This is a genomic window from Streptococcus cristatus (assembly GCF_003943465.1).
Taxonomy (GTDB): domain Bacteria; phylum Bacillota; class Bacilli; order Lactobacillales; family Streptococcaceae; genus Streptococcus; species Streptococcus cristatus_C.
In genome coordinates this window covers 208,263-229,252 of record NZ_RJPR01000001.1, presented here as the reverse complement: position 1 = coordinate 229,252, position 20,990 = coordinate 208,263, and the positions used below count along the sequence as shown (strand labels likewise).

Annotated in this window: 17 protein-coding genes, 1 tRNA gene and 3 pseudogenes; 15 read left to right on the top strand and 6 right to left on the bottom strand. The window is 43.3% G+C overall.

Annotated features, from left to right (window positions below):
- Nucleotides 1-8 precede the first annotated feature (8 nt).
- The 7 genes and pseudogenes from D8793_RS01200 to D8793_RS01170 all read left to right on the top strand — a co-directional run bounded on the left by D8793_RS01200 (nucleotide 9) and on the right by D8793_RS01170 (nucleotide 6,799).
- Nucleotides 9-1,361 (top strand): hypothetical protein, encoded by a 1,353-nt coding sequence (locus D8793_RS01200; protein WP_125370880.1) that lies wholly within the window; start codon nucleotides 9-11, stop codon nucleotides 1,359-1,361.
- A gap of 75 nt (nucleotides 1,362-1,436) precedes the next feature.
- Nucleotides 1,437-2,414: a hypothetical protein gene (locus tag D8793_RS01195; protein ID WP_260471071.1), complete on the top strand. Its 978-nt coding sequence runs from the start codon at nucleotides 1,437-1,439 to the stop codon at nucleotides 2,412-2,414.
- Nucleotides 2,415-2,526: 112 nt separating this feature from the next.
- Nucleotides 2,527-3,417 (top strand): hypothetical protein, encoded by an 891-nt coding sequence (locus D8793_RS01190; RefSeq protein ID WP_125370882.1) that lies wholly within the window; start codon nucleotides 2,527-2,529, stop codon nucleotides 3,415-3,417.
- A gap of 236 nt (nucleotides 3,418-3,653) precedes the next feature.
- A complete protein-coding gene (gene dapD / locus D8793_RS01185; protein WP_072074703.1) occupies nucleotides 3,654-4,352 on the top strand; it encodes a 2,3,4,5-tetrahydropyridine-2,6-dicarboxylate N-acetyltransferase in 699 nt (232 codons plus the stop codon).
- 91 nt (nucleotides 4,353-4,443) lie between these two features.
- Entirely contained in the window at nucleotides 4,444-5,577 is a 1,134-nt protein-coding gene (locus D8793_RS01180; RefSeq protein WP_125370883.1) for an N-acetyldiaminopimelate deacetylase, read from the top strand.
- 19 nt (nucleotides 5,578-5,596) lie between these two features.
- Nucleotides 5,597-6,133 (top strand): 5-formyltetrahydrofolate cyclo-ligase, encoded by a 537-nt coding sequence (locus tag D8793_RS01175; RefSeq protein ID WP_125370884.1) that lies wholly within the window; start codon nucleotides 5,597-5,599, stop codon nucleotides 6,131-6,133.
- A pseudogene (locus tag D8793_RS01170) lies at nucleotides 6,117-6,799 on the top strand (rhomboid family intramembrane serine protease). The gene D8793_RS01175 and the pseudogene D8793_RS01170 overlap by 17 nt, the downstream one beginning before the upstream one ends.
- Nucleotides 6,800-7,090: 291 nt before the next feature.
- Here D8793_RS01170 and galU read toward each other — a convergent pair.
- Both galU and D8793_RS01160 read right to left on the bottom strand, forming a co-directional pair.
- The gene (galU, locus tag D8793_RS01165) at nucleotides 7,091-7,993 is read right to left on the bottom strand and encodes a UTP--glucose-1-phosphate uridylyltransferase GalU (RefSeq protein ID WP_015605882.1); all 903 of its coding nucleotides are present in this window, start codon (nucleotides 7,991-7,993) and stop codon (nucleotides 7,091-7,093) included.
- 30 nt (nucleotides 7,994-8,023) lie between these two features.
- Nucleotides 8,024-9,040, bottom strand: a complete 1,017-nt coding sequence (locus D8793_RS01160; RefSeq protein ID WP_125370885.1) for an NAD(P)H-dependent glycerol-3-phosphate dehydrogenase — start codon at nucleotides 9,038-9,040, stop codon at nucleotides 8,024-8,026.
- A gap of 157 nt (nucleotides 9,041-9,197) precedes the next feature.
- Between D8793_RS01160 and D8793_RS01155 the strand changes: the two genes are divergently transcribed.
- From D8793_RS01155 to groL, 5 genes and pseudogenes are all read left to right on the top strand, one after another.
- Nucleotides 9,198-10,904 (top strand): ABC transporter ATP-binding protein, encoded by a 1,707-nt coding sequence (locus D8793_RS01155; protein ID WP_125370886.1) that lies wholly within the window; start codon nucleotides 9,198-9,200, stop codon nucleotides 10,902-10,904.
- 1 nt (nucleotide 10,905) lies between these two features.
- A complete protein-coding gene (locus tag D8793_RS01150; RefSeq protein ID WP_125370887.1) occupies nucleotides 10,906-12,684 on the top strand; it encodes an ABC transporter ATP-binding protein in 1,779 nt (592 codons plus the stop codon).
- A 57-nt stretch (nucleotides 12,685-12,741) separates the two neighbouring features.
- Nucleotides 12,742-12,924: pseudogene (locus D8793_RS01145) on the top strand (PTS subunit); the annotation flags it as partial.
- 141 nt (nucleotides 12,925-13,065) lie between these two features.
- Complete coding sequence (groES, locus tag D8793_RS01140) at nucleotides 13,066-13,347, top strand: co-chaperone GroES (RefSeq protein ID WP_048766103.1); 282 nt, start codon at nucleotides 13,066-13,068, stop codon at nucleotides 13,345-13,347.
- 23 nt (nucleotides 13,348-13,370) lie between these two features.
- Nucleotides 13,371-14,993: a chaperonin GroEL gene (gene groL / locus D8793_RS01135; RefSeq protein ID WP_125370888.1), complete on the top strand. Its 1,623-nt coding sequence runs from the start codon at nucleotides 13,371-13,373 to the stop codon at nucleotides 14,991-14,993.
- A gap of 244 nt (nucleotides 14,994-15,237) precedes the next feature.
- Here the strand turns inward: groL and D8793_RS01130 are convergent, their stop codons facing one another.
- The 4 genes from D8793_RS01130 to D8793_RS01110 all read right to left on the bottom strand — a co-directional run bounded on the left by D8793_RS01130 (nucleotide 15,238) and on the right by D8793_RS01110 (nucleotide 19,065).
- Nucleotides 15,238-16,182, bottom strand: coding sequence for a LacI family DNA-binding transcriptional regulator (locus D8793_RS01130; protein ID WP_125370889.1), 945 nt, complete (start codon nucleotides 16,180-16,182; stop codon nucleotides 15,238-15,240).
- A 10-nt stretch (nucleotides 16,183-16,192) separates the two neighbouring features.
- Entirely contained in the window at nucleotides 16,193-17,002 is an 810-nt protein-coding gene (locus D8793_RS01125; RefSeq protein WP_125370934.1) for a Cof-type HAD-IIB family hydrolase, read from the bottom strand.
- Nucleotides 17,003-17,458: 456 nt separating this feature from the next.
- Nucleotides 17,459-17,531, bottom strand: a tRNA-Lys gene (locus D8793_RS01120).
- A gap of 265 nt (nucleotides 17,532-17,796) precedes the next feature.
- A complete protein-coding gene (locus D8793_RS01110; protein WP_125370890.1) occupies nucleotides 17,797-19,065 on the bottom strand; it encodes a replication-associated recombination protein A in 1,269 nt (422 codons plus the stop codon).
- A gap of 87 nt (nucleotides 19,066-19,152) precedes the next feature.
- On the opposite strand from D8793_RS01110, the gene D8793_RS01105 reads away from it, so the two are divergent.
- From D8793_RS01105 to D8793_RS01095, 3 genes and pseudogenes are all read left to right on the top strand, one after another.
- Nucleotides 19,153-19,623, top strand: coding sequence for a DUF3013 family protein (locus D8793_RS01105; RefSeq protein WP_125370891.1), 471 nt, complete (start codon nucleotides 19,153-19,155; stop codon nucleotides 19,621-19,623).
- A gap of 9 nt (nucleotides 19,624-19,632) precedes the next feature.
- Nucleotides 19,633-20,094 carry an NUDIX hydrolase gene (locus D8793_RS01100; RefSeq protein ID WP_125370892.1) on the top strand — a complete coding sequence of 154 codons (462 nt, stop codon included), beginning with the start codon at nucleotides 19,633-19,635 and terminating at the stop codon, nucleotides 20,092-20,094.
- Nucleotides 20,081-20,979 (top strand): annotated as a pseudogene (locus D8793_RS01095) (GIY-YIG nuclease family protein). The gene D8793_RS01100 and the pseudogene D8793_RS01095 overlap by 14 nt, the downstream one beginning before the upstream one ends.
- Nucleotides 20,980-20,990: the final 11 nt, after the last annotated feature.

The following is a 20,990-nucleotide window of genomic DNA, read 5'->3' as shown; positions in this document are numbered from 1 at the left end:
GAGGGGTTATGGGAAAGAGAAATCTGGAAGCTTTGAGGCAGAAACATCAATCAAAATTCAAGAAGGCCCAAACGAAAAAGTCAACAGATAGCCAACCATCCTTTCTATCCAAATGGAAAACCAAGGGAGACAAACATATCAAACCGTCTGCGGGATTGCAAGAAGCTCAGGGAGGGGCAGAAGAAAATCAAACTCGTCCTTCAGGTTCGTCTCCATCAAAAGTGGTATTTCCAATAGAGAGCTCAAGCAATGAGTCGTCTGCCGTCTCTTCCATAGAGGACAAAACCGGCTATGGGGCTAAACCAAGTTCTCAAGACCAGCCGGTGTTTTCTGAGCAATTAGAAGGAGCTCAGCAGGTGAAGGAGCCTCTGTCGCTTCTATCACAGAATTTGTTGGAATTAAAGCAGAGAGAGCTGAAGCGCCTTATTTCTAGCTTAGAATCACTGAAAGCTAAAAAACAAAACCAAGTCCTTCGTGGAAATCAAGCTAGCCAGCCGATGTCAGGCCTTGTAACTGAAGCAAAGCAGACCAAGCTTTCTCCGCGAATAAGCTCCAATGAGCTTGCTAGAGAGACAGATAAAGTAGAGTTTAGGAAGAAAAAACGAGGAATCTTTTCTAAGATAAGGGTGATGCTACTTTCTAGTTTGGGGATTATAGCCTCAATGTATAGCATAGTAGAGCAGTGGAAAAAGAATGATGATATAAAACGCATGGAAGAAGCTGCAGCTATTTCTCGTATGTTAGACTCATATGGAAAGGATCAAGATTTAAAATCTGATAATCGTCCAGAATGGATTGCTAAGAAAGAGGAGTATCAGTTTCATATCACCTATGATGATATCACTTCTTTATTCTCAGACTTCACTTCATCGGTTCCAAATCTGACAAAGGTCGACGAGGTGGTTGCAAAGTTAGGGAAAGCTGAGTCTGGTAGGGAAACGAACCAAGATGACCTAATCAAGACAATAGATTTAAACTATTCACAAGCAGGGACAGAGGCGAAAGTTAACCTCTCTTTTAAAAGCTATCTTGGTCCTTCTGAAACTCTTAAGTTGGAATCCCTAAAATGTGCTCATCTCAGTAGTGCGCATTTGCCAAACCGAAATGCTCAACTTACTCGTCAAGAACTTGCTGGTATAGAGAAAGGGAAGGCCTATCAAGAGATTGTCAGTCAGTTGGGACTTCCAGAGCGCCTTGATTGGAATGGGGGAATCTTTGGCAATGCTACTCTATCGATTTATTACCGTTTAGAGGATGGGCAGGAAGCCGGTTTTTCTTTTGAAAATAATAAGTCTCAGAGCTATCAATTAACAGATAGTTCGGGTTTGGGAAATGAAGCGGGAGATGCAGGTGCTCAGTAGCGCTTGCCTAGCAGGAGCATCAGCCGTTTGTAGAAAGGGAATGAGCAATCAAGTATTTAGTTGATAGGTGAAAAGGTGAAAGATAGAAATTTAGAAGCATTGAGGCGGGAGCACAAATCCAAGTTTAAAGCCAGAAACACTTCGTCGGTCAAGAATCAGCGGGAACGGGGAGGAGCTGCCCTCGAACAGACAAAGGAAGAAGCAAGGAAAGAAAAGCTAGGAGAGAATCAGTTTGGAGTTAAAACTGGTTGGAAATCAAGTAGGCTTAGAACAAGAAAGAAGGGGAATGTTAAGTCTCTAGTTGCTACTTTAGCGAGTCTGGTCTTGCTATCATTAGCCCTTCTTTTGCTCTATCGTTTTCTTTCAAATATGGGCACTCATGACAGAAGTATTGACCAAATAAGCTGGGAATCGAGCCAAGAAAATATAGCTTCTGCTTACGTTGCAGACTCGTCTAGCGAATGGGAAGCTTCGGAGCCACAGGAGTCGGCATCGTCGGCTTCTAGTGCTGATAAGGGGCCAGAAAATATGACTTGGACTTTCGAGGATGTCCTAGCTCTGCAGGTTTCTTCGCCTGTGCAAGGGGCGAGTGAGCAACTGTCTCCGACAGCAGAGGAAATTGTTGAACGATATGGAAAAGCAAGTTCGGGAAGTGTGGCCAAAGATGGAGAAGAAAAGGCTCTCTACCTTTTTTATCTCTCATCAGGTGGAGGACAAATTGTCAAGTTCTATTTCAACCTTATCGGAGATCAGTATTGGCTGAATACAATTCGAGGGGAAGGATTGCTTAGCCAGTCTCAATCAACTCATTCGGATTTATGGACTGAGGAAGATTTTCAGGATTTTACTGTGGATAAATCAGCACCAAGTAAAAATTTACAAGCAGTATTAGAACGATTTGGTGTGCCACAAGTTATCAATAAGTCGGCGGACTATAAGAATCAAACGACAGTTTACATCAAATATAAACTAAAAGATGGAAGATATCTCTATTTAGAGTTTGTCTTAAGTCCAACAGGTGACTATGAGTTGACTCGGAAGAGTATTTATTGATAGGACGTGCTTGGTGCTAGAGCTTGGCTTATTTAGCAGAAGTTGTTTTTAGCGGAAAGACAGGAATTACTAGAAAAACAAGAGGAACTTAGGTTCCTTGGAGGAGATGAGGATGGGAAAAGGAAGAAAAGTCCAAAGAGAATGGGGAAAAAGGTCAAGTTTAGACCAAAAAAAGCAGAGAGCCTTCTCTAATGATGGCTCTCGAGAGTCGGGTTTTGAGTTTTCAAGTAAAGAAAAGCGGCGAACAGAGTCAGCAGTCAATCCTAATGGCCAGTTTTTAGCAAAGTCTTGGCTATCACGTTATGCTTCACTCTTACTGATTGCCGCAGGTCTAGTGGGACTGATTAGCTTCTTGATGATGTATATGCGACCAACTTTTAAGTCAGAAGGAAATCAATCGGCTGTATCGTCTGTTAATACTGTTCCGACAGAATCAGAAAATAAGATAGAGATCCTGACGGAGGGGAATTCAGCTTTTATTGAAAAGAATCGAGAGGTCGATTTTCAATTCGAAGAGATTTTAGAATTGATTAAAACCATGAACCAACCCAATATGTCTCCAGAGGATATCGTTGAGAAGTATGGGAAAGCCAGCTCTGGGAGTGTGGATAATCGCGTGGAAGATAGTCAACTGGTGCTGCTTTCATACAAGCTAACAGGAAGAAAAGGAGTTGTTAATATGCATCTTAGGAGTACTGGAGGAGGAATGGAGCTCTCTACGGTATCTGCCGATTTCCTCCAGAATGCTGAGGCATCGATTACGAAGACAGTTGATGATTATCGGTCGCTCATTCCCAAAAGTGATCGAGAAGGAATGGAAGTCAAGCAAGCCATAGAAGAACTGGGGATGCCTAAGAGGATTTATGCTCATAAACCAGTTAAGGGCAAAGTTGATTCACTTCTTCTTGAATATTCAACCACGGACAATATGACAGTTTCTTTGTTTTTTTACGAAGTGAATGGGCTTTACCGTCTAAAAAGTATGATGACAAGCACAGTCTGAGAGCCTAGACTGGAGAGCGCGGAATTTTTTCTTAAACAGACAAGGATAGAAAGATGGGAAAAAGAGATAAGGACGGACAATTTCATCTGAATAAAGTTCAAGAGTCTAAATAGCTACTAGCTGCTAATAAAGTCACAACTGCATAGCCGAATTATGTTATAATAGAGAAATAAAAGAGATAGGATAGGAAGTTTTCCTCTCCCAACAAAGAATAGAAAGAACAAAGAGGTGACGCCATGTCTGCTACGAAAATGAATGCTCAAGAAATTATCAAATTTATCGCTGATGCCAAGAAAAAAACTCCTGTCAAGGTAACCTTTGATGGAGAATTGCACGGTTCGATTCCTTGGTCTGTTGTGAAGTTAGGCAATGTTCTTTTTGGAGACTGGGAAGAAATCAAGCCACTCCTAGCGAACTTAGAGGAAAATAAGACCTATGTCGTAGAGCAGGATGCCCGCAATTCAGCGGTGCCGCTTCTGGACAAGCGCGACATCAATGCCCGTATCGAGCCGGGTGCTATTATCCGTGACCAAGTCGAAATTGGCGACAATGCTGTCATCATGATGGGGGCAGTCATCAATATCGGTGCGGAAATTGGTGCTGGAACCATGATTGATATGGGTGCCATTCTGGGTGGCCGAGCGATTGTTGGCAAAAACAGTCATATCGGTGCTGGTGCGGTTCTGGCAGGAGTCATTGAGCCTGCTAGTGCTGAGCCAGTTCGGGTTGGAGACAATGTGCTGATTGGTGCCAATGCGGTTGTCATTGAAGGTGTACAAATTGGTAGTGGTTCCGTTGTTGCAGCTGGTGCGATTGTGACTCAGGATGTTCCGGAAAATGTAGTAGTTGCTGGCGTTCCGGCACGGGTTATCAAGACCATTGACGAAAAGACCCAGCAGAAGACAGCCCTGGAAGATGCTCTGCGTACGCTCTAATTTTGGTTAACAGGATACTGCCGCCCTTGAATTGCATCAGGGGCGGTCTGACTCTTTGTTTGCTCTGACAGGATTTTAAAGGAAAGAAACAATGATTGATTATCTGAACATTCGCCGCGATTTACACCAGATACCGGAAATCGGTCTGGAAGAATACAAGACTCATGCCTACCTGATGCAGGTCATTGATGGACTGACAGCAGGTCTAGACTTTGTGGAAATCCGAACTTGGCGGACGGGTATTTTGGTCTTTATCAAGGGAAGTTCACCGGATAAGACGATTGGCTGGCGGACAGATATTGATGGTCTGCCGATTGTGGAGGATACAGGACTGGACTTTGCCAGTACCCATGAAGGCCGGATGCATGCCTGCGGACACGATATGCACATGACAGTCGCTCTAGGCCTGCTGGAGCAAGCTGTGCGCGCTCAGCCTACCCACAATCTGCTCTTTCTCTTTCAGCCTGCTGAGGAAAACGAAGCTGGCGGTATGCTCATGTACGAAGACGGTGCGTTTGGCGACTGGCTGCCAGATGAGTTTTATGGTCTCCATGTGCGACCTGACCTCAAGGTCGGTGAGATTTCCACTAACAGAGGAACGCTTTTTGCTGGTACCTGTGAAGTTAAGCTGACCTTTAAGGGGAAAGGAGGTCATGCGGCCTTTCCTCATGAAGCCAACGATGCTTTGGTTGCGGCTAGCTACTTTATCACCCAGGTGCAGACCATTGTCAGTCGCAATGTCAATCCTATCGAGGGGGCGGTTGTAACCTTTGGTTCGCTCCATGCTGGCACGACCAACAATGTCATCGCAGAAACGGCCTTTTTGCATGGCACCATTCGGACTCTGACTCAGGAGATGAACCTCTTGACTCAGAAACGCTTACGGGAAATAGCAGAGGGCATAGCCCAAAGTTTCGGTCTGGAATTGGACTTGGAACTCAAGCAAGGTGGTTATCTGCCTGTAGAAAATCATCCTGACCTAGCTGACGAATTGATGGACTTTTTCCAGAAGGAAGAAGGAGTGCAGCTGATTGATATTGAGCCGGCTATGACAGGCGAGGATTTCGGTTATCTGCTCAGCAAGGTCAAGGGCGTCATGTTCTGGCTGGGAGTGGATAGTCCCTATGCCCTCCATCATCCCAAGATGACACCGGACGAGGCAACACTGCCCTTTGCTATTGAAAAGATTGGGAAATTCCTAGATTATAAAATCAACGAAAGATAAAAAAGGTGGGGTGAGCCGCATGAAAAAAGAACTACGACAAACTGTACTAAAGCAAATGAAGAAACTGTCGGGAAAAGAAAAAGAGCAGGCAGATAACTGGCTAACCCAACACTTGCTCAATTCAGCAGCTTATCAAAACGCTCAGGTTATCGCTACCTATCTTTCTATGCCGCATGAAGTCTCTACCGCAGCCTTTATCAAGCAGGCTCAGTTGGATGGCAAGCGGGTTTTGGTGCCCAAAACCTATGGCCAAGGTCGGATGATATTTGTGGACTATGATAAAAGTCGCCTACAAAAAAGCTCTTTTGGTCTGCTGGAGCCAATAAGTGAAGAGGCTGTGGAGAAGACGGAGATTGATCTGATTCATGTGCCGGGTGTGGTCTTTAATTCTCAAGGCTTTCGGATTGGTTACGGAGGCGGCTACTATGACCGCTATCTGGCTGATTATGAAGGAGCATCCATCAGCACTATTTATGCAGTCCAACAGGCAGAATTTACACCAGCTCAACATGATGTCGCAGTAAAGGAGTTACTCATTTATGAAACAAATCTTTGATAGAGACTATCCTGTGACAAGCATCCTGCTTATCCTAACGAGCCTTGTTTTTGTCTTGATGTTTCTTTCTTACGGTTTTCAATACAGCAGTTCCGAAGCCTTGTATCACTTTGGAGCCGTGCACGGTTACACGATTCAAGCGCTGCCGGAGCAGTTTTGGCGGGTTTTTGCTGCTATTTTTATCCATATTGGCTTGGAGCATTTTGTGGTCAACATGCTGACGCTCTACTTTCTTGGTCGACAGATTGAGGCTATCTTTGGCTCTTGGAAATTCTTGATCCTATACTGATGTCAGGCGTGATGGGGAATTTATTCGTGGTCTATTTTTCACCCAATAGCTTGGCAGCTGGGGCTTCTACTGCTCTTTTCGGCCTTTTTGCTTCCGTTGTTGTGCTTCGTTTTGCTACTCGGAACTACTATCTACAGCAGCTGGGTCAGTCCTATATGAGCCTGCTGGCTGTTAATTTGGTCATGAGTTTTTTACCGGGAATTAGTCTTGCAGGCCACTTGGGTGGTCTAGTCGGTGGAGCTTTAGGAGCTGTGATCTTACCAGTATCGGGAGAGCGCTACGCTTTTAGCAAGACTCAACGGTTTTTAGCACTGGTAGCCTACCTTGGATTAGCAGCTATTTTGATTTTTCTGACTTTTCAACGACCAATTTTTTGAGAAATGAACTCAATACCGCTTTTTAAAGTGGTATTCCAAAATGTTGCCAACCTCTGTCAGCAATTTTTCTATTGCTGATAGAGGTTGATTACCATATAGTGAAAACTCTTAGAGATGTCGATGTGATATTATTTTTAAGAGTTTTTTTACTTTATCCAGCAAAAGAAAAAGATTGAAGAAATTGTCCAAAATGGACTTTTTCTTCAATCTAACACCTAGTAAATCTAGGTGTTTTTTCTGTATAGTGTTAAAAGCTGATGCATCAGCTAATCTATTGCTTGTGCACTTCTATTATTTCTTCGTTTTCTTATCTAATTTTTTGCCTAAATCGATAATGTATTGCTTCAAATCATCCTTAACCTGAGGGTGTTTGAGGGCGTAATCGATAGAAGTTTTCATGAAGCCAAACTTGTCGCCGACATCATAGCGGTCGCCTTTGAATTCACGGGCAAAGACGCGCTGAGTTTTGTTGAGGGTATCGATGGCATCAGTCAGTTGAATTTCATTGCCCGCACCAGGAGTTTGTTTCTCCAAGATTTCAAAAATTTCTGGTGTTAGCAGGTAGCGTCCGATAATCGCCAAATCACTTGGCGCATCCTCTGGTGCTGGTTTTTCAACAAATTTTTCAACGCTGTAGAGGCCATTGACGCCTTCGCCTTGCGGTGCAATAACGCCATAAGCAGAGACTTCTTCGTGAGGAACCTGCATAACTGCAATGGTAGATGCGTGGGTTGCTGCGTAGTCATCCATGAGTTGTTTGGTGAGTGGCACTGCCTTGTCATTGGTAATGTCCATCAAATCATCACCTAGCATGACCACAAAAGGTTCATTTCCGACAAAGGCTTTAGCTTGTAAAACAGCATCCCCTAGTCCACGTGGATGACTCTGACGGATAAAATGCAAACCAATACCAGTGGTCTCATCCACCAACTTGAGCAAGTCGTTCTTGCCTTTTTCTTTGAGGTTGTATTCTAATTCAAAGTTGGAGTCAAAGTGGTCCTCGATGGAGCGTTTTGACTTCCCTGTGACAACTAGAATGTCTTTGATTCCAGATTTGAGAGCTTCTTCGACGATAAACTGAATAGTTGGTTTGTCAACGATTGGCAGCATTTCCTTGGCCAGTGCCTTAGTGGCTGGCAAGAAGCGGGTTCCGAGACCGGCTGCAGGGATGACTGCTTTTCTGACTTTTGACATAAATTTCTCCTTTATAAAAAATACTATGAATTAAGACCACTCATTTTCAGCTTTGAATTCATTGCTCATCATATCATGAATGGCATCTTTGATATCATGGCCGTCGTAGATGACCTTGTAAATAGCTTGGGTAATTGGCATGTAGACACCGAGCTCCTGAGCCAGTTCGTAGGCTGCCTTGGTTGTAGAGATTCCTTCGATAACCATGCCCATATTAGCTTCAATATCAGCCAGTTTCTCGCCACGACCCAACGCATCGCCGGCCCGCCAGTTGCGAGAGTGGACAGAAGTTCCTGTGACAATCAAGTCGCCGACACCAGAAAGACCGCTGTAAGTCAGAGGGTTGGCTCCCAGTTTGACACCAAGTCGGGTAATTTCAGCCAGACCGCGTGTGATGATGGCAGCTTTGGCATTGTCACCATAGCTCAGTCCGTGGAGAGCTCCGGCTCCAACTGCGATGATATTTTTCAGAGCACCTGCTGTTTCTACGCCGACGACATCGGTATTGGTGTAGAGGCGGAAGTAATGGTTGCTGAAGAGTTCCTGCACATATTTAGCTGTTTCAAGATCCTTAGATGCTGCGGTAATCAGGGTAATGTCGCGGACGATGGTTTCCTCAGCGTGGCTAGGACCTGAAACAACGACAATCTCGCTACGCAAGTCTGCAGGGATTTCCTCTTCCAGAATAGTCGAAATCCGTTGGTGGCTGTTAGGCTCCAGTCCCTTGGATGCATGCATGATTTTTACCTTGTGATCCAAGGTTTGCGCAACTTGTTTGGCTACCAGACGGGTCACCTTAGTCGGCACGACAAAAAGCACAGCATCTACGTTTTCTAGAGCATCTTTCAAGTCATGATAAGCCTTGATTTCTTCGCTTAAAACCACATTTTTGAAATAGCGTTTGTTTGTATGCTGGTTATTGATCTCGTCAATCTGCTCTGCAATATTGCCCCAAATCCGGACTTCATGGCCATTATCATTGAGGACTTGCGATAGAGCCGTTCCCCAAGAACCGGGGCCAACCACAGCAATTCGTTGTTTATCCATCTTTTCTCCTTGTACGAGACCTATAAAAGGACTCAATCAATTTAGAGTTATTTATTATATTGTACCATATAATAACTGAAATTTCTTACTTGACATTGTTTTTATGTGTGATATAGTAAGGAAGCTAAACAAAGTTAAAAATCTACGAGGAGGAATTATGTTCAGAAAAGCTTTATCAGCCTATAAATTATTTATCTTTCTATCTCTTCTTATGACATCGCTGATGCTGGCTAGCTCGCTGTTGCAGCCCCTGTATCTCAAAGATGTCTTAAATGCTCTTTTGGCAGGAAATCGGCAAGAAATCTATCGTTTGGGGGCATGGTTGCTAGGCTTTGGTCTTGTTGGCTTGCTCGCTGGCGGGGCAAATGTGACTCTAGCAGCCTATATTTCCCAAGGTGTGTCGTCAGATTTACGGGAAAAGACCTTTCGGAAAATCCAGACCTTCTCTTATGCCAATATTGAACAGTTCAATGCGGGGAATCTCGTCGTCCGAATGACAAACGACATCAACCAAGTACAAAATTTGGTCATGATGATGTTTCAGATTTTATTCCGCCTGCCTATTTTATTTTTAGGTTCCTTTATTTTGGCGGTGGTGACCATTCCTTCCTTGTGGTGGGTCATTGTCTTGATGGTCTTTTTGGTCTTCTTTTTGACAGGAGTAATGATGGGCTTGATGGGTCCACGCTTTGCCAAATTCCAAGTCCTCTTAGAAAAGATCAATTCGATTGCCAAAGAAAACCTGCGTGGCGTCCGTGTCGTCAAATCTTTCGTGCAGGAGAGAGAACAGTATCAGAAATTTACGCAAGTTTCAGATGAACTTTTGGAGCAAAATCTCTTTATTGGATACGCCTTTTCGATCGTTCAACCAATGATGATGATCGTCGGCTACGGGGCTGTCTATCTGACCATGTGGCTCTTGTCTAGCATGATACAGATGGATCCAGGCTTGGTTAGCTCGATTGTCTCTTTCATTTCTTATTTGAATCAAATTATGTTTACCATCATCATGGTTGGCTTTCTGGGCAATACCGTTACGCGTGCAATGGTATCGATTCGGCGGATCAAGGAGGTCTTGGATACAGAGCCAGCGATGACCTTCAAGCATGAAGTTGAAGAAGATCTGGAAGGTAGTCTGGTCTTTGACCATGTGACCTTTACCTATCCGACAGATACAGAGCCCATGCTCAAGGATATTAGCTTTGAAGTCAAACCAGGAGAGATGATTGGTGTTGTCGGAGCGACAGGAGCAGGAAAATCAACTCTGGCTCAGCTCATTCCGCGTCTTTTTGATCCTCAAGAAGGTTCCATCAAAATTGGTGGCAAGGACTTGCGAGAGATTAGTGAAGCTTTGCTAAGAAAAAATGTCTCTATCGTTCTGCAAAAAGCTATTTTATTTAAGGGGACGATTGCGGACAATCTGCGCCAAGGAAAGCAAAATGCTAGCCTGCCAGAATTAGAACAGGCGGCGCGAATTGCTCAGGCAAGCGAGTTTATCAATCGCATGGAAGATACCTACAACAGCCAAGTCGAAGAACGGGGAAATAATTTCTCTGGCGGACAAAAGCAGAGAATGTCCATCGCGCGTGGTGTCGTCAGCAATCCCAATATTCTTATCCTAGATGACTCGACTTCCGCTCTGGATGCCAAGTCCGAAAAACTGGTTCAAGAGGCGCTGAACAAGGATTTGAAGGGAACAACGACCATCATCATTGCCCAGAAGATTAGCTCCGTTGTTCATGCGGACAAGATTTTGGTGCTAGATCAAGGGCGCTTGATTGGGCAAGGTAGACACGCAGACTTGGTTGCTACAAATGATGTCTACCGAGAAATTTATGAGACTCAAAAAGGAAAGGAGGACTAAGATGAAAACAGCAAAATTTTTCTGGCAATATTTTAAACAGTATAAACTGGCCTTTTTGGTCGTCATGATTATGATTGTCATCTCGACGGTTTTACAGGTTCTCTTTCCGATTTTTACAGGTCTAGCCATCAGTGAGCTGGTGGAGTTGGGTAGTGCTTTTGCGAGTGGCAAGCTTGCTTCAGGTGATGTTTCAGCCTTTGCCGCTTTCCAAGGAATCATGTGGAATTTGGCGCTGGCTTTCATTTTCCTTTCGCTATCTAGCTTGATCTACATGCTATTGATGAGTCGGATCATTTCTTACTCAACCAATGAAATGCGTAAGGGTCTCTTTGGGAAATTGGCTCGTTTGACCGTTTCCTTCTTTGACCGCCATCAAGACGGGGATATCTTGTCGCGTTTTACCAGTGATTTGGATAATATCTTGCAGGCTTTCAACGAGAGTCTAGTCCAAGTGATGAGCAATATCGCTCTCTACATCGGCCTGATTATCATCATGTTTATGCGGCATGCGACTTTAGCTTGGGTGACGATTGCCAGTACGCCAGTAGCCATCATTGTCTTGGTATCCATCGTCAAGCTGGCTCGCAAGTACACAGACTTGCAGCAAAAAGAAGTCGGTCAGCTCAATGCTTACATGGATGAGACGATTTCCGGCCAGAAGGCAGTTATTGTGCAGGGAATGCAAGACGAAGTTATCAAAGGCTTTGTCCAGCAAAATGATAAGGTTCGGTCAGCAACCTTTAAAGGACGCGCTTTTGCTGGCTTGCTCTTTCCTGTCATGAACGGAATGAGCCTGATCAATACGGCTATCGTGATTTTTGTGGGTTCAGCCATTATGCTCAATGATCCTAATGTGAAGACCTCAGTAGCCATTGGTCTGATTTCAACCTTTACACAGTTTTCTCAACAATACTATCAGCCTATCATTCAGGTTGCGGCAAGCTGGGGAAGTCTGCAGCTGGCTTTCACTGGCGCGGATCGGATTCAGGAAATGTTTGATGCGCCTGGGGAAGTGCGTCCACAGAATGCTCCGGCCTTTACCGAGCTGAAAGAAGGCGTCGAGATAAAGCATGTGGATTTCTCTTATGTAGAAGGCAAACCGATTTTGAAAGATGTTTCCATTTCAGCGCCAAAAGGGAAGATGATTGCTGTTGTAGGACCGACAGGGTCAGGCAAGACGACTATTATGAACCTGATCAATCGCTTTTACGATGTGGATAAGGGCAGCATCGAATTTGACGGACGCGATATCCGAGACTATGACTTGGATAGCTTGCGCAGTCATGTCGGTATCGTTTTGCAAGATTCTGTCTTGTTCAGCGGAACCATTCGAGACAATATTAGATTTGGAGTGCCAGATGCAAGTCAGGAGATGGTTGAAATCGCTGCGCGTGCCACCCATATTCACGAGTATATTGAAAGCTTGCCTGATAAATACGACACAATCGTAGATGATGATCAAAACATCTTTTCAACAGGTCAAAAGCAATTGATTTCAATCGCTCGAACCCTTTTGACGGATCCTCAAGTGCTGATCTTGGATGAGGCCACCTCTAATGTTGATACGGTAACCGAGAGCAAGATCCAGAGCGCGATGGAGGCCATTGTGGCAGGTCGAACCAGCTTTGTCATCGCTCACCGCTTAAAGACTATATTGAATGCGGACCAGATTATTGTCTTAAAAGATGGGGAAGTCATTGAAAGAGGCAATCACAGGGAGCTGTTGCAACTGGGCGGATTCTATTCGGAGCTCTACCACAATCAATTTGTATTTGAATAAAGACTTACAGAAACGAAGGTATTTCATGAGGCTACCTTCGTTTTTTGAAAGGAAGTAATCAGTTTTGTCCTGATCTATCTCTTTCATCGAACCAATCTGCTTCTTTTCATCGTAGGAGTCATCTTAGCTGTTTTGGGAATTCTTGCCATGCTAGTCTTTGGCTATGGCATCTACAAGGGTAGACTAAATTTGCAAAAGGTTATTGATGATTTTGAAGAGAAATTGAAGTTAGCTCAATAATGTTTCCAATTAATTTCCCCCAAAAACTTTGTCATTCGGCAAAGTTTTTTCTTGACTATTTCTGACCAAGTGATAAAATAATAACTATAGATTAGCACTCGGTATCGTAGAGTGCTAAAATTTAATCTTTGGAGGAAAAAGATGTTAAAACCATTAGGTGACCGTGTGGTCTTAAAAGTAGAAGAAAAAGAACAGAAAGTTGGTGGCTTTGTCATTGCTGGTGCAGGGCAAGACGCGACAAAAGAAGCGAAAGTCATCGCAGTTGGTCAAGGCATCCGTACGTTGAACGGAGAGTTGGTTGCACCAAGTGTCAAGCCAGGTGATAAGGTTTTAGTTGAAAGTCATGCTGGCATTGAAGTCAAAGATCAAGATGAGAAATTCTTGGTTGTTGGGGAAGCAAGCATTCTTGCAATTGTTGAGTAAAAATCGAAGAAAGAGGTTTAAAGATGGCAAAAGAGATTAAATTTTCATCAGATGCACGCAGTGCAATGGTTCGTGGTGTGGATATTTTAGCAGATACTGTCAAGGTAACCTTGGGCCCTAAAGGTCGCAATGTTGTTCTGGAAAAATCTTTTGGTTCACCCCTCATCACCAATGACGGTGTGACCATTGCCAAGGAAATCGAACTGGAAGACCATTTTGAAAATATGGGCGCTAAGCTGGTGTCAGAAGTGGCTTCAAAAACCAACGATATCGCTGGAGACGGAACAACGACTGCTACTGTCTTGACCCAGGCTATCGTCCGAGAAGGGATTAAAAACGTAACTGCGGGTGCCAACCCAATTGGTATCCGCCGCGGAATTGAAGCAGCAGTTGCGACTGCTGTCAGCGCTCTGAAAGAAACTGCGATTCCAGTTTCTAACAAGGAAGCGATTGCTCAGGTTGCTGCCGTTTCTTCTCGTAGCGAGAAAGTCGGCGAGTACATCTCTGAAGCTATGGAAAAAGTTGGCAACGATGGCGTTATCACTATCGAAGAGTCCAAAGGTATGGAAACTGAGCTGGATGTCGTAGAAGGAATGCAGTTTGACCGTGGCTACCTGTCTCAATACATGGTGACAGATAGTGAAAAAATGGTGGCTGATCTGGACAACCCTTATATCTTGATTACAGACAAGAAAATTTCTAACATTCAAGAAATTCTGCCATTGTTGGAAAGTATTTTGAAAACCAACCGTCCGCTCTTGATTATTGCGGATGATGTGGATGGTGAAGCTCTGCCAACCTTGGTTCTTAACAAGATTCGTGGTACCTTCAATGTAGTGGCTGTCAAGGCACCTGGCTTTGGTGATCGTCGTAAGGCTATGTTGGAAGACATCGCTATCTTGACGGGCGGTACAGTGATTACAGAAGACCTTGGTCTGGAGCTCAAAGATGCGACCATTGAAGCGCTTGGACAAGCTTCTAAAGTCACTGTTGACAAGGACAGCACTGTGATTGTGGAAGGTTCTGGCAATCCTGAAGCCATTGCCAATCGTGTGGCTGTTATCAAATCACAAATCGAAAGTACAACTTCTGAGTTTGATAAAGAAAAGCTGCAAGAACGTCTGGCTAAATTGTCCGGTGGTGTGGCGGTGATTAAGGTCGGTGCTGCAACCGAAACCGAGCTCAAAGAAATGAAACTCCGCATTGAAGACGCTCTTAACGCAACTCGTGCCGCAGTAGAAGAAGGAATCGTGTCAGGTGGTGGTACAGCCTTTGTTAGCGTATTAGATGCAGTAGCTGCTCTCGAATTAACAGGTGATGAAGCAACAGGTCGTAACATCGTCCTCCGCGCTTTGGAAGAGCCTGTCCGTCAAATCGCTTTGAATGCAGGATTTGAAGGCTCTATCATCATTGACCGCCTGAAAAACTCTGAAGCAGGTACAGGCTTTAATGCTGCGACTGGCGAATGGGTGAACATGATTGAAGCTGGAATCATTGACCCAGTTAAGGTGACGCGCTCAGCCCTGCAAAATGCCGCTTCAGTTGCTAGCTTGATTTTGACAACAGAAGCTGTTGTGGCCAACAAGCCAGAACCTGCGCCAGCAGCACCAGCTATGGATCCAAGCATGATGGGCGGCATGATGTAAGACACATCGAAGAAAGTACAACTTTTTTGAAATCAATAAAGTAAAAAAGACTTCAAACTATTGATCCAAAACAATGGTTTGAAGTCTTTTTATATTGAAATATAAGTGATTTTTGGAAGATGCTTGGAATGATTTTAAATCTGATTATTTTAAAATGGGGCAAGTAATAACTGTTTAAAACTATGAATCATTAAAAAAGTTTCCAATTTCGTATAGTTGGAAACTTTTTTATTACTTTTAATGACTAATCGCCTTGAGATAAAAATTCTGAGATCAAAACTTCTTGACTAATTGATTCAGATAAAGCTTGTTTAAATGCTAATTTTCCTAATGAATAGGATTTGTGGTCTATAGTTGGGAGTTTCAACAGTTGCCCGACTAATAAATGTTCCTGACCAATAATATAGGGACATTTTTTTCCACTTTCTTCATATCCTTTTATGAGCCCAGCAGCAACTTCATCACTTGTAGCTAATACACCATCGATGTGAGCATCTTTTATCAATTGATGAGATACATGTAGGCCATCGTTGAAGTCGTGGATATTCCCAAATACCGTATGTGGAGTCGATAGTTGACCATAAACATCGTGATAAGCTAATAATGCGGTTTGATAGGTAGCCGATGATTCATTATCTCTTGAAAACAACAAAACTAAGTGTTCTAAATCTCGTGCTTTCATAGCAGAAAAAGCATCCACAAATGAAGAGTAGCGGTCAAGGTAAGCGGAGGATAGGAGCTGATATCCCTGCAGTTTTTCACAAACCACTATGCGTCCATATTTTGCATAGGTTTCAATCATATCAAGACTAATAGCTCTTGAAGTGAAGATTAAAGCGTCAATAGCTTCCTTTTTGAGTTGCTTCAGGTAGGATAGTTCTAATTCTTGGTTGTAATCTGAAGGCATCATAACAAGTTGATAGTCGGTAGCTTTAGCAGCATCTAGGAGACCATTTATTAATTGTGTAAAATACGGGTGGCGCGTGTGTGGAATGACGACACCTATTTTTTGTGTTTTTCCTCGACTTAAATCCCGTGCTAGCTGATTTGGCATATAATCCAATTCAGTGATAAGATCCATTACTTTTTGTCGTGTCTCATCAGAAACATGTGGATGATGATTGATCACACGGGAAACTGTCGATTTAGCAACGCCTGCTTTTTTAGCTATATCACTAATACTCGTCATTATAAGAGTCCTACTTTAAATATTTCTGAATCCCATATCCTACGCCATCTTCATCATTAGACTTCGTTATTTTATAGGCTATCGCTTTGATGTCATCAAAGGCATTATCCATAACAATAGGGTAACCTACCATTTCAAGCATCGGCAAATCATTATGTCCGTCTCCAAATGCAGCCGTTTCTTCTTTAGCCAACTGCTCTTTTCGAAGGATGTAAGCAATTCCTTTAGATTTTTTGGCTAAGACATGTGTAATTTCAAGATAGGCCTTACCTGAACGTTGAATAGTGATTTCTTGTAAGTCCAAACTTTGAAGATATTTTTGTAATTCTAGCATATTTGCTTCATCGAAAGTAATCATCATAATCTTAAAAGTATTTATTTGGCCTTCTAAAAACTGATCTTCATTATGAATAAACGTTGGTGTTTGTTGAGTTAAACTATGTTCGTATAGGATTCCTTCATCTATTTTATCACAATACCAGTTATTAAGATCGTAATAAGATAAACTAACTTGAGGGAAATGCAGCCGTATTCCTCTCAGCAACTGCTTTACTGTGCTTTTTTTAATGGTTTGTGAACGAATAGGTAGGACTTGATTATGATCGCCTATTGTATAAATTAATCCTCCGTTAAACGCAACTTGGGTACCTTTTAATTGAAGGGCCTCTATGGCATCCTTCATTTCCATTGGTGCTCTAGCAGATACTAAAGTTATGGGAATCCCTGCTTCACGTATTAAGGCAGCATTGTTGTTAGTCACTCGTCCTTCACTATTTAATAATGTACCATCCATGTCACAAAAAATACGTTTGATATTCATAAAATGTACCTCTCTTTCTTCTGAAACCATTATAAATTCTGGAACGCGTTCCATGTCAAGCGTAAAGTTGCAAATTTTTTAAGAAAAATCGTATTTGAACTTTCTGCATTCCTTCACGCATTATCCAGAATTACGTAATTTCACCAATAAGACTTGTTGAAAAACAATTATTCTATAGTCACATATTCTGCTATAATTACCTTGATGAGAAATAGTTTTCTTAGACAAAAGACCACCTTAAGGGTGGTCTTTTGTGGTTTGCCAAACGCTAGTCCATGATAAGTGAATTGGAACAGATGTTCGACTTGCAGGTTTCATTAGATTAGGGAGAATTTAATTACATCAGAGGAGTTGGGATAGATTACTCATAAAAAATGTGGGGCAAGCGACGGGGCAAATGCTCATGAGACAAGAGAAAAAGCCTTGGATTCCAAGGCTTTTTAGTCATACTTTCTATGCCCCCTGCAGGGCTCGAACCTGCGACCCATAGATTAAGAGTCTACTGCTCTACCAACTGAGCTAAGGAGGCAAGAGAAAAAGCTGTATTGGTGCCGGACCTTCACGATTTGTATTGAACCCGCGCAATTAAGCAGGTGGGCAACTCGCTCTAACTGAAGCTGCTTCCGCGTGACACGGCTTGCACGCTGTTAGAAGTCTTTTGTTTCCCTAATAATACAAAAAATAGTCGGTCAACACTTAAGTGTGAAGTCGTACACCACAGCGTTTCTATAATTATAATACCATAAATTTTGAAAAATTCAAGAGAAAAATGTGATTTTTTGCAAACGATGTCATCATTTTTTTAAGTCATCAATCTTATCCTTAGTCATTCCAAGGGCTCGCTCGTATTTGCCATTCTCATTAGGCGTGAAGTAATTGGCATCTTTTATCTTGTCAGGCAGATAGTCCTGCTTGACCCAATTGCCAGGATAGGAGTGAGGGTAGAGATAGTCCTGTGCGTTGCCCAATTCCTTGCTGCCGGCATAGTGGCCGTCGCGTAAGTGGCGGGGAATGGGCAGGTTTCCATTCCTCCGTAGGTCAGCTAAGGCCTTGTCCATGGCCACATAGGCTGAGTTGGACTTGGGAGATAGAGCCAGATCAATAACAATATTGGCAATAAGGATACGAGCTTCAGGAAAGCCAATCCGCTGGGCTGCTTCCAGAGCTGTAACTGTATGGACTTGAGCGTCTGGATTTGCCAAGCCAATATCTTCGTAAGCGATAACGGTCAGGCGTCGAGCTAGGCTAGGCAGATCTCCTGCCTCAACGAGCCGAGCTGCGTAGTGGAGGCTGGCATTGACATCGGAGCCACGGATGGACTTCTGCAGGGCGGAGAGGACATCGTAATGACCGTCCCCGTCCTTATCCATGGTGATATAGCTCTTTTGCAGGCTGTTTTCCATGACATCGAGCGTGATGTGGCGGATACCCTTGCCATCTTCTGGGGTAGAGAGTACGGCTAGGTCCAGCGAGTTATAGGCAGAGCGCAGGTCTCCGTTGGTAGAGATAGCAATGAATTCCAGAGCTTCATCGTCTAGCTCTACTGGAAAATCAAATCCTCGTTCCTTATCCGTCAAGGCTAGCTGAATGGCTGTCCGGATGTCGTCGTTACTTAGGGGCTCAAGCTCAAATATCTGAACTCGGCTTCGGATGGCAGGGGTGACAGAAAAGAAAGGATTTTCCGTCGTCGCCCCAATCATGATGACTAGCCCGCTTTCTAGTAGTGGCAGTAGGAAGTCTTGCTTGGTCTTGTCCAAGCGGTGAATCTCATCCAGCAGGAGCACCAGTCCGCCAGAAAATTTAGCTTCTTCAGCGATCTCCTGCAGGCGCTTCTTGCTATCTACGGTGGCGTTAAAGGTCCGAAAGGCGAACTTAGTTGTGCCGGCAATAGCTGAGGCGATAGAGGTTTTTCCGATGCCGGGTGGCCCGTAGAGAATCATCGAGGACAGGCGGTTGGCTTCAACCATGCGACGGATGATTTTTCCAGGTCCGACCAGATGTTGCTGGCCGATAATCTGATCAATGCTGGTCGGTCGCATGCGCAGGGCTAGGTTTTCTGGCATAAGATTTCCTTTCTGCAAGTGTTTTTCTTAGCGTTTTGTGTTACTATTATAGATAGTAATATTTTATCACAATGAAAAGAGGAAATCATGGCTAAGTACGGTTTTTTAGAGATATTGGACGAGGAAATGGGAAAGAGCTTTCCTTTTGACTATGAGATAAACTGGGACAAGAAGAATCACGCAGTCGAGATCGCCTTTCTCCTTGAGGTACAAAATCCCGGCGGGATTGAGACGGTTGATGCTGAGGGCAATGCCTCGGCAGAGGATATTTACTTTGAGGAGGCTGTGCTTTTCTATAATCCGGTCAAGTCTCGTTTTGAGGCCGAGGACTATCTGGCTGCCCTGCCCTATGAGCCTAAGAAGGGCCTGTCACGGGAGTTTCTGGCTTATTTCGTGGATTTCCTAACCCAAACGGCTGAGTTTGGCCTCGATGCGCTCATGGACTTTTTAGCAGATCCAGAGGCAGCAGAGTTTGAGCTAGCTTGGAATGCTGAGGCTTTTGAAAATGGCAGAGCGGACTTGACTGAGACAGAATTTTATTCATATCCGAGGTATTAGGAGGCGCTTATGGAAGATACAGAAGAATTAGATTTGCTGCACAAACAGATGGAATTTTCTGGCTGCAAGATCGCCTTGATATGTGATGATAAGCTGCTGACTATCTTGCGAGACAATATTTCATCCATCCCTTGGCCCAATATGTGGGAGCTGCCGGGCGGTGGCCGCGAGGGCGAGGAGACGCCTTTTGAATGTGTCCAAAGAGAAGTTTTTGAAGAGCTTGGTTTGAAGCTTGAAGAAGCGGATATTCTCTGGGTTAAGAAATATCAAGGAATGCTTAATCCAGACAAAATTTCTATTTTTATGGTGGGAACCATCTCTCAGGAAGAATGTGCTAGTATCGCCTTTGGCGATGAGGGACAGGCTTATCAGATGATGGATGTGAGCCAATTTTTAGTAGATGAAAAGGTTATTCCGCAGCTGCAGGACAGGTTGAAAGATTATTTGGAGGAAGAGCTTGGTGAGTCGTAGTAAAAATATCAATATGTTTCTCATGGATGGGGAAGTAACTGGTAAAATCAAGTGCACCTTGTCAAATTGGACAGGAGTGATATACAAAATTCCACGTATTCAATTAGCAGACTTGAAGTCGCGTGATGAGATGAAGCAGAGTGGAATTTATTTTTTATTTGGACGCGATGAAGATAAGCAAAAAGATATGACCTACATTGGACAAGCTTCTACACGAAAAAACGGTGAAGGGGTACTATTACGAGTTCAAGAACATACTCGTGATAGTCATGCAGATTATTTTAACGATGTCATTATTTTAACTACGCAAAATAACTCTTTTGGACCTACAGAAATTAGTTACTTGGAAAATAAATTTACCCAACTAGCTAAAGAATCTGGTCGATTATTGTAAAAAATGGTATTGAACCAAATTCTGGCAATGTAACTGAAGAAAAACAATCTGAGTTAGACGAAGTTGTAGAGAATACCTTGATGATAGTTGGTACTTTGGGATATCGAGTTTTTGTTCCTATGGTAAAGAAAGTAGAGCAGGATTTATCTGATGACCACTCAACTTATTTGTATTTAAAGCGAAAAACTAAGAAATCAAATAGAACTGTTGAAGCAATCTGTGAACGTACTTCTGAAGGTTTTGTAGTTTTGGAGGGAAGTTGTGTAGAGGTGATTGACTCACCCGTAATACCAGCTAGCCTTCAAGAACTTCGTAAGGAGTTAATTGAAGCAAATGTAATTAGAAATGGTATTTTACAAGAAAAACAACTTTTTTCTAGTCCCTCTTATGCAGCAGCTTTTGTTCTAGGAATGAATACAAATGGGCGGACTGACTGGAGAGATAAAAATGGTAGAACACTAAAAGAATTAGAAGAACTAATTGATGAATAAGGAGGTTCTAA

Excerpts from the sequence above, each read along its gene's own strand:
- D8793_RS01150 (WP_125370887.1), top strand. The coding sequence starts at position 10,906 with ATGAAAACAGCAAAATTTTTCTGGCAATATTTTAAACAGTATAAACTG.
- D8793_RS01160 (WP_125370885.1), bottom strand. The coding sequence starts at position 9,040 with ATGGATAAACAACGAATTGCTGTGGTTGGCCCCGGTTCTTGGGGAACG.
- D8793_RS01175 (WP_125370884.1), top strand. The coding sequence starts at position 5,597 with ATGAAAAAAGAACTACGACAAACTGTACTAAAGCAAATGAAGAAACTG.
- D8793_RS01100 (WP_125370892.1), top strand. The coding sequence starts at position 19,633 with ATGGAAGATACAGAAGAATTAGATTTGCTGCACAAACAGATGGAATTT.
- galU (WP_015605882.1), bottom strand. The coding sequence starts at position 7,993 with ATGTCAAAAGTCAGAAAAGCAGTCATCCCTGCAGCCGGTCTCGGAACC.
- D8793_RS01200 (WP_125370880.1), top strand. The coding sequence starts at position 9 with ATGGGAAAGAGAAATCTGGAAGCTTTGAGGCAGAAACATCAATCAAAA.
- D8793_RS01190 (WP_125370882.1), top strand. The coding sequence starts at position 2,527 with ATGGGAAAAGGAAGAAAAGTCCAAAGAGAATGGGGAAAAAGGTCAAGT.
- groES (WP_048766103.1), top strand. The coding sequence starts at position 13,066 with ATGTTAAAACCATTAGGTGACCGTGTGGTCTTAAAAGTAGAAGAAAAA.
- D8793_RS01125 (WP_125370934.1), bottom strand. The coding sequence starts at position 17,002 with ATGAATATCAAACGTATTTTTTGTGACATGGATGGTACATTATTAAAT.
- D8793_RS01110 (WP_125370890.1), bottom strand. The coding sequence starts at position 19,065 with ATGCCAGAAAACCTAGCCCTGCGCATGCGACCGACCAGCATTGATCAG.
- dapD (WP_072074703.1), top strand. The coding sequence starts at position 3,654 with ATGTCTGCTACGAAAATGAATGCTCAAGAAATTATCAAATTTATCGCT.
- D8793_RS01130 (WP_125370889.1), bottom strand. The coding sequence starts at position 16,182 with ATGACGAGTATTAGTGATATAGCTAAAAAAGCAGGCGTTGCTAAATCG.
- D8793_RS01180 (WP_125370883.1), top strand. The coding sequence starts at position 4,444 with ATGATTGATTATCTGAACATTCGCCGCGATTTACACCAGATACCGGAA.
- groL (WP_125370888.1), top strand. The coding sequence starts at position 13,371 with ATGGCAAAAGAGATTAAATTTTCATCAGATGCACGCAGTGCAATGGTT.
- D8793_RS01155 (WP_125370886.1), top strand. The coding sequence starts at position 9,198 with ATGTTCAGAAAAGCTTTATCAGCCTATAAATTATTTATCTTTCTATCT.
- D8793_RS01105 (WP_125370891.1), top strand. The coding sequence starts at position 19,153 with ATGGCTAAGTACGGTTTTTTAGAGATATTGGACGAGGAAATGGGAAAG.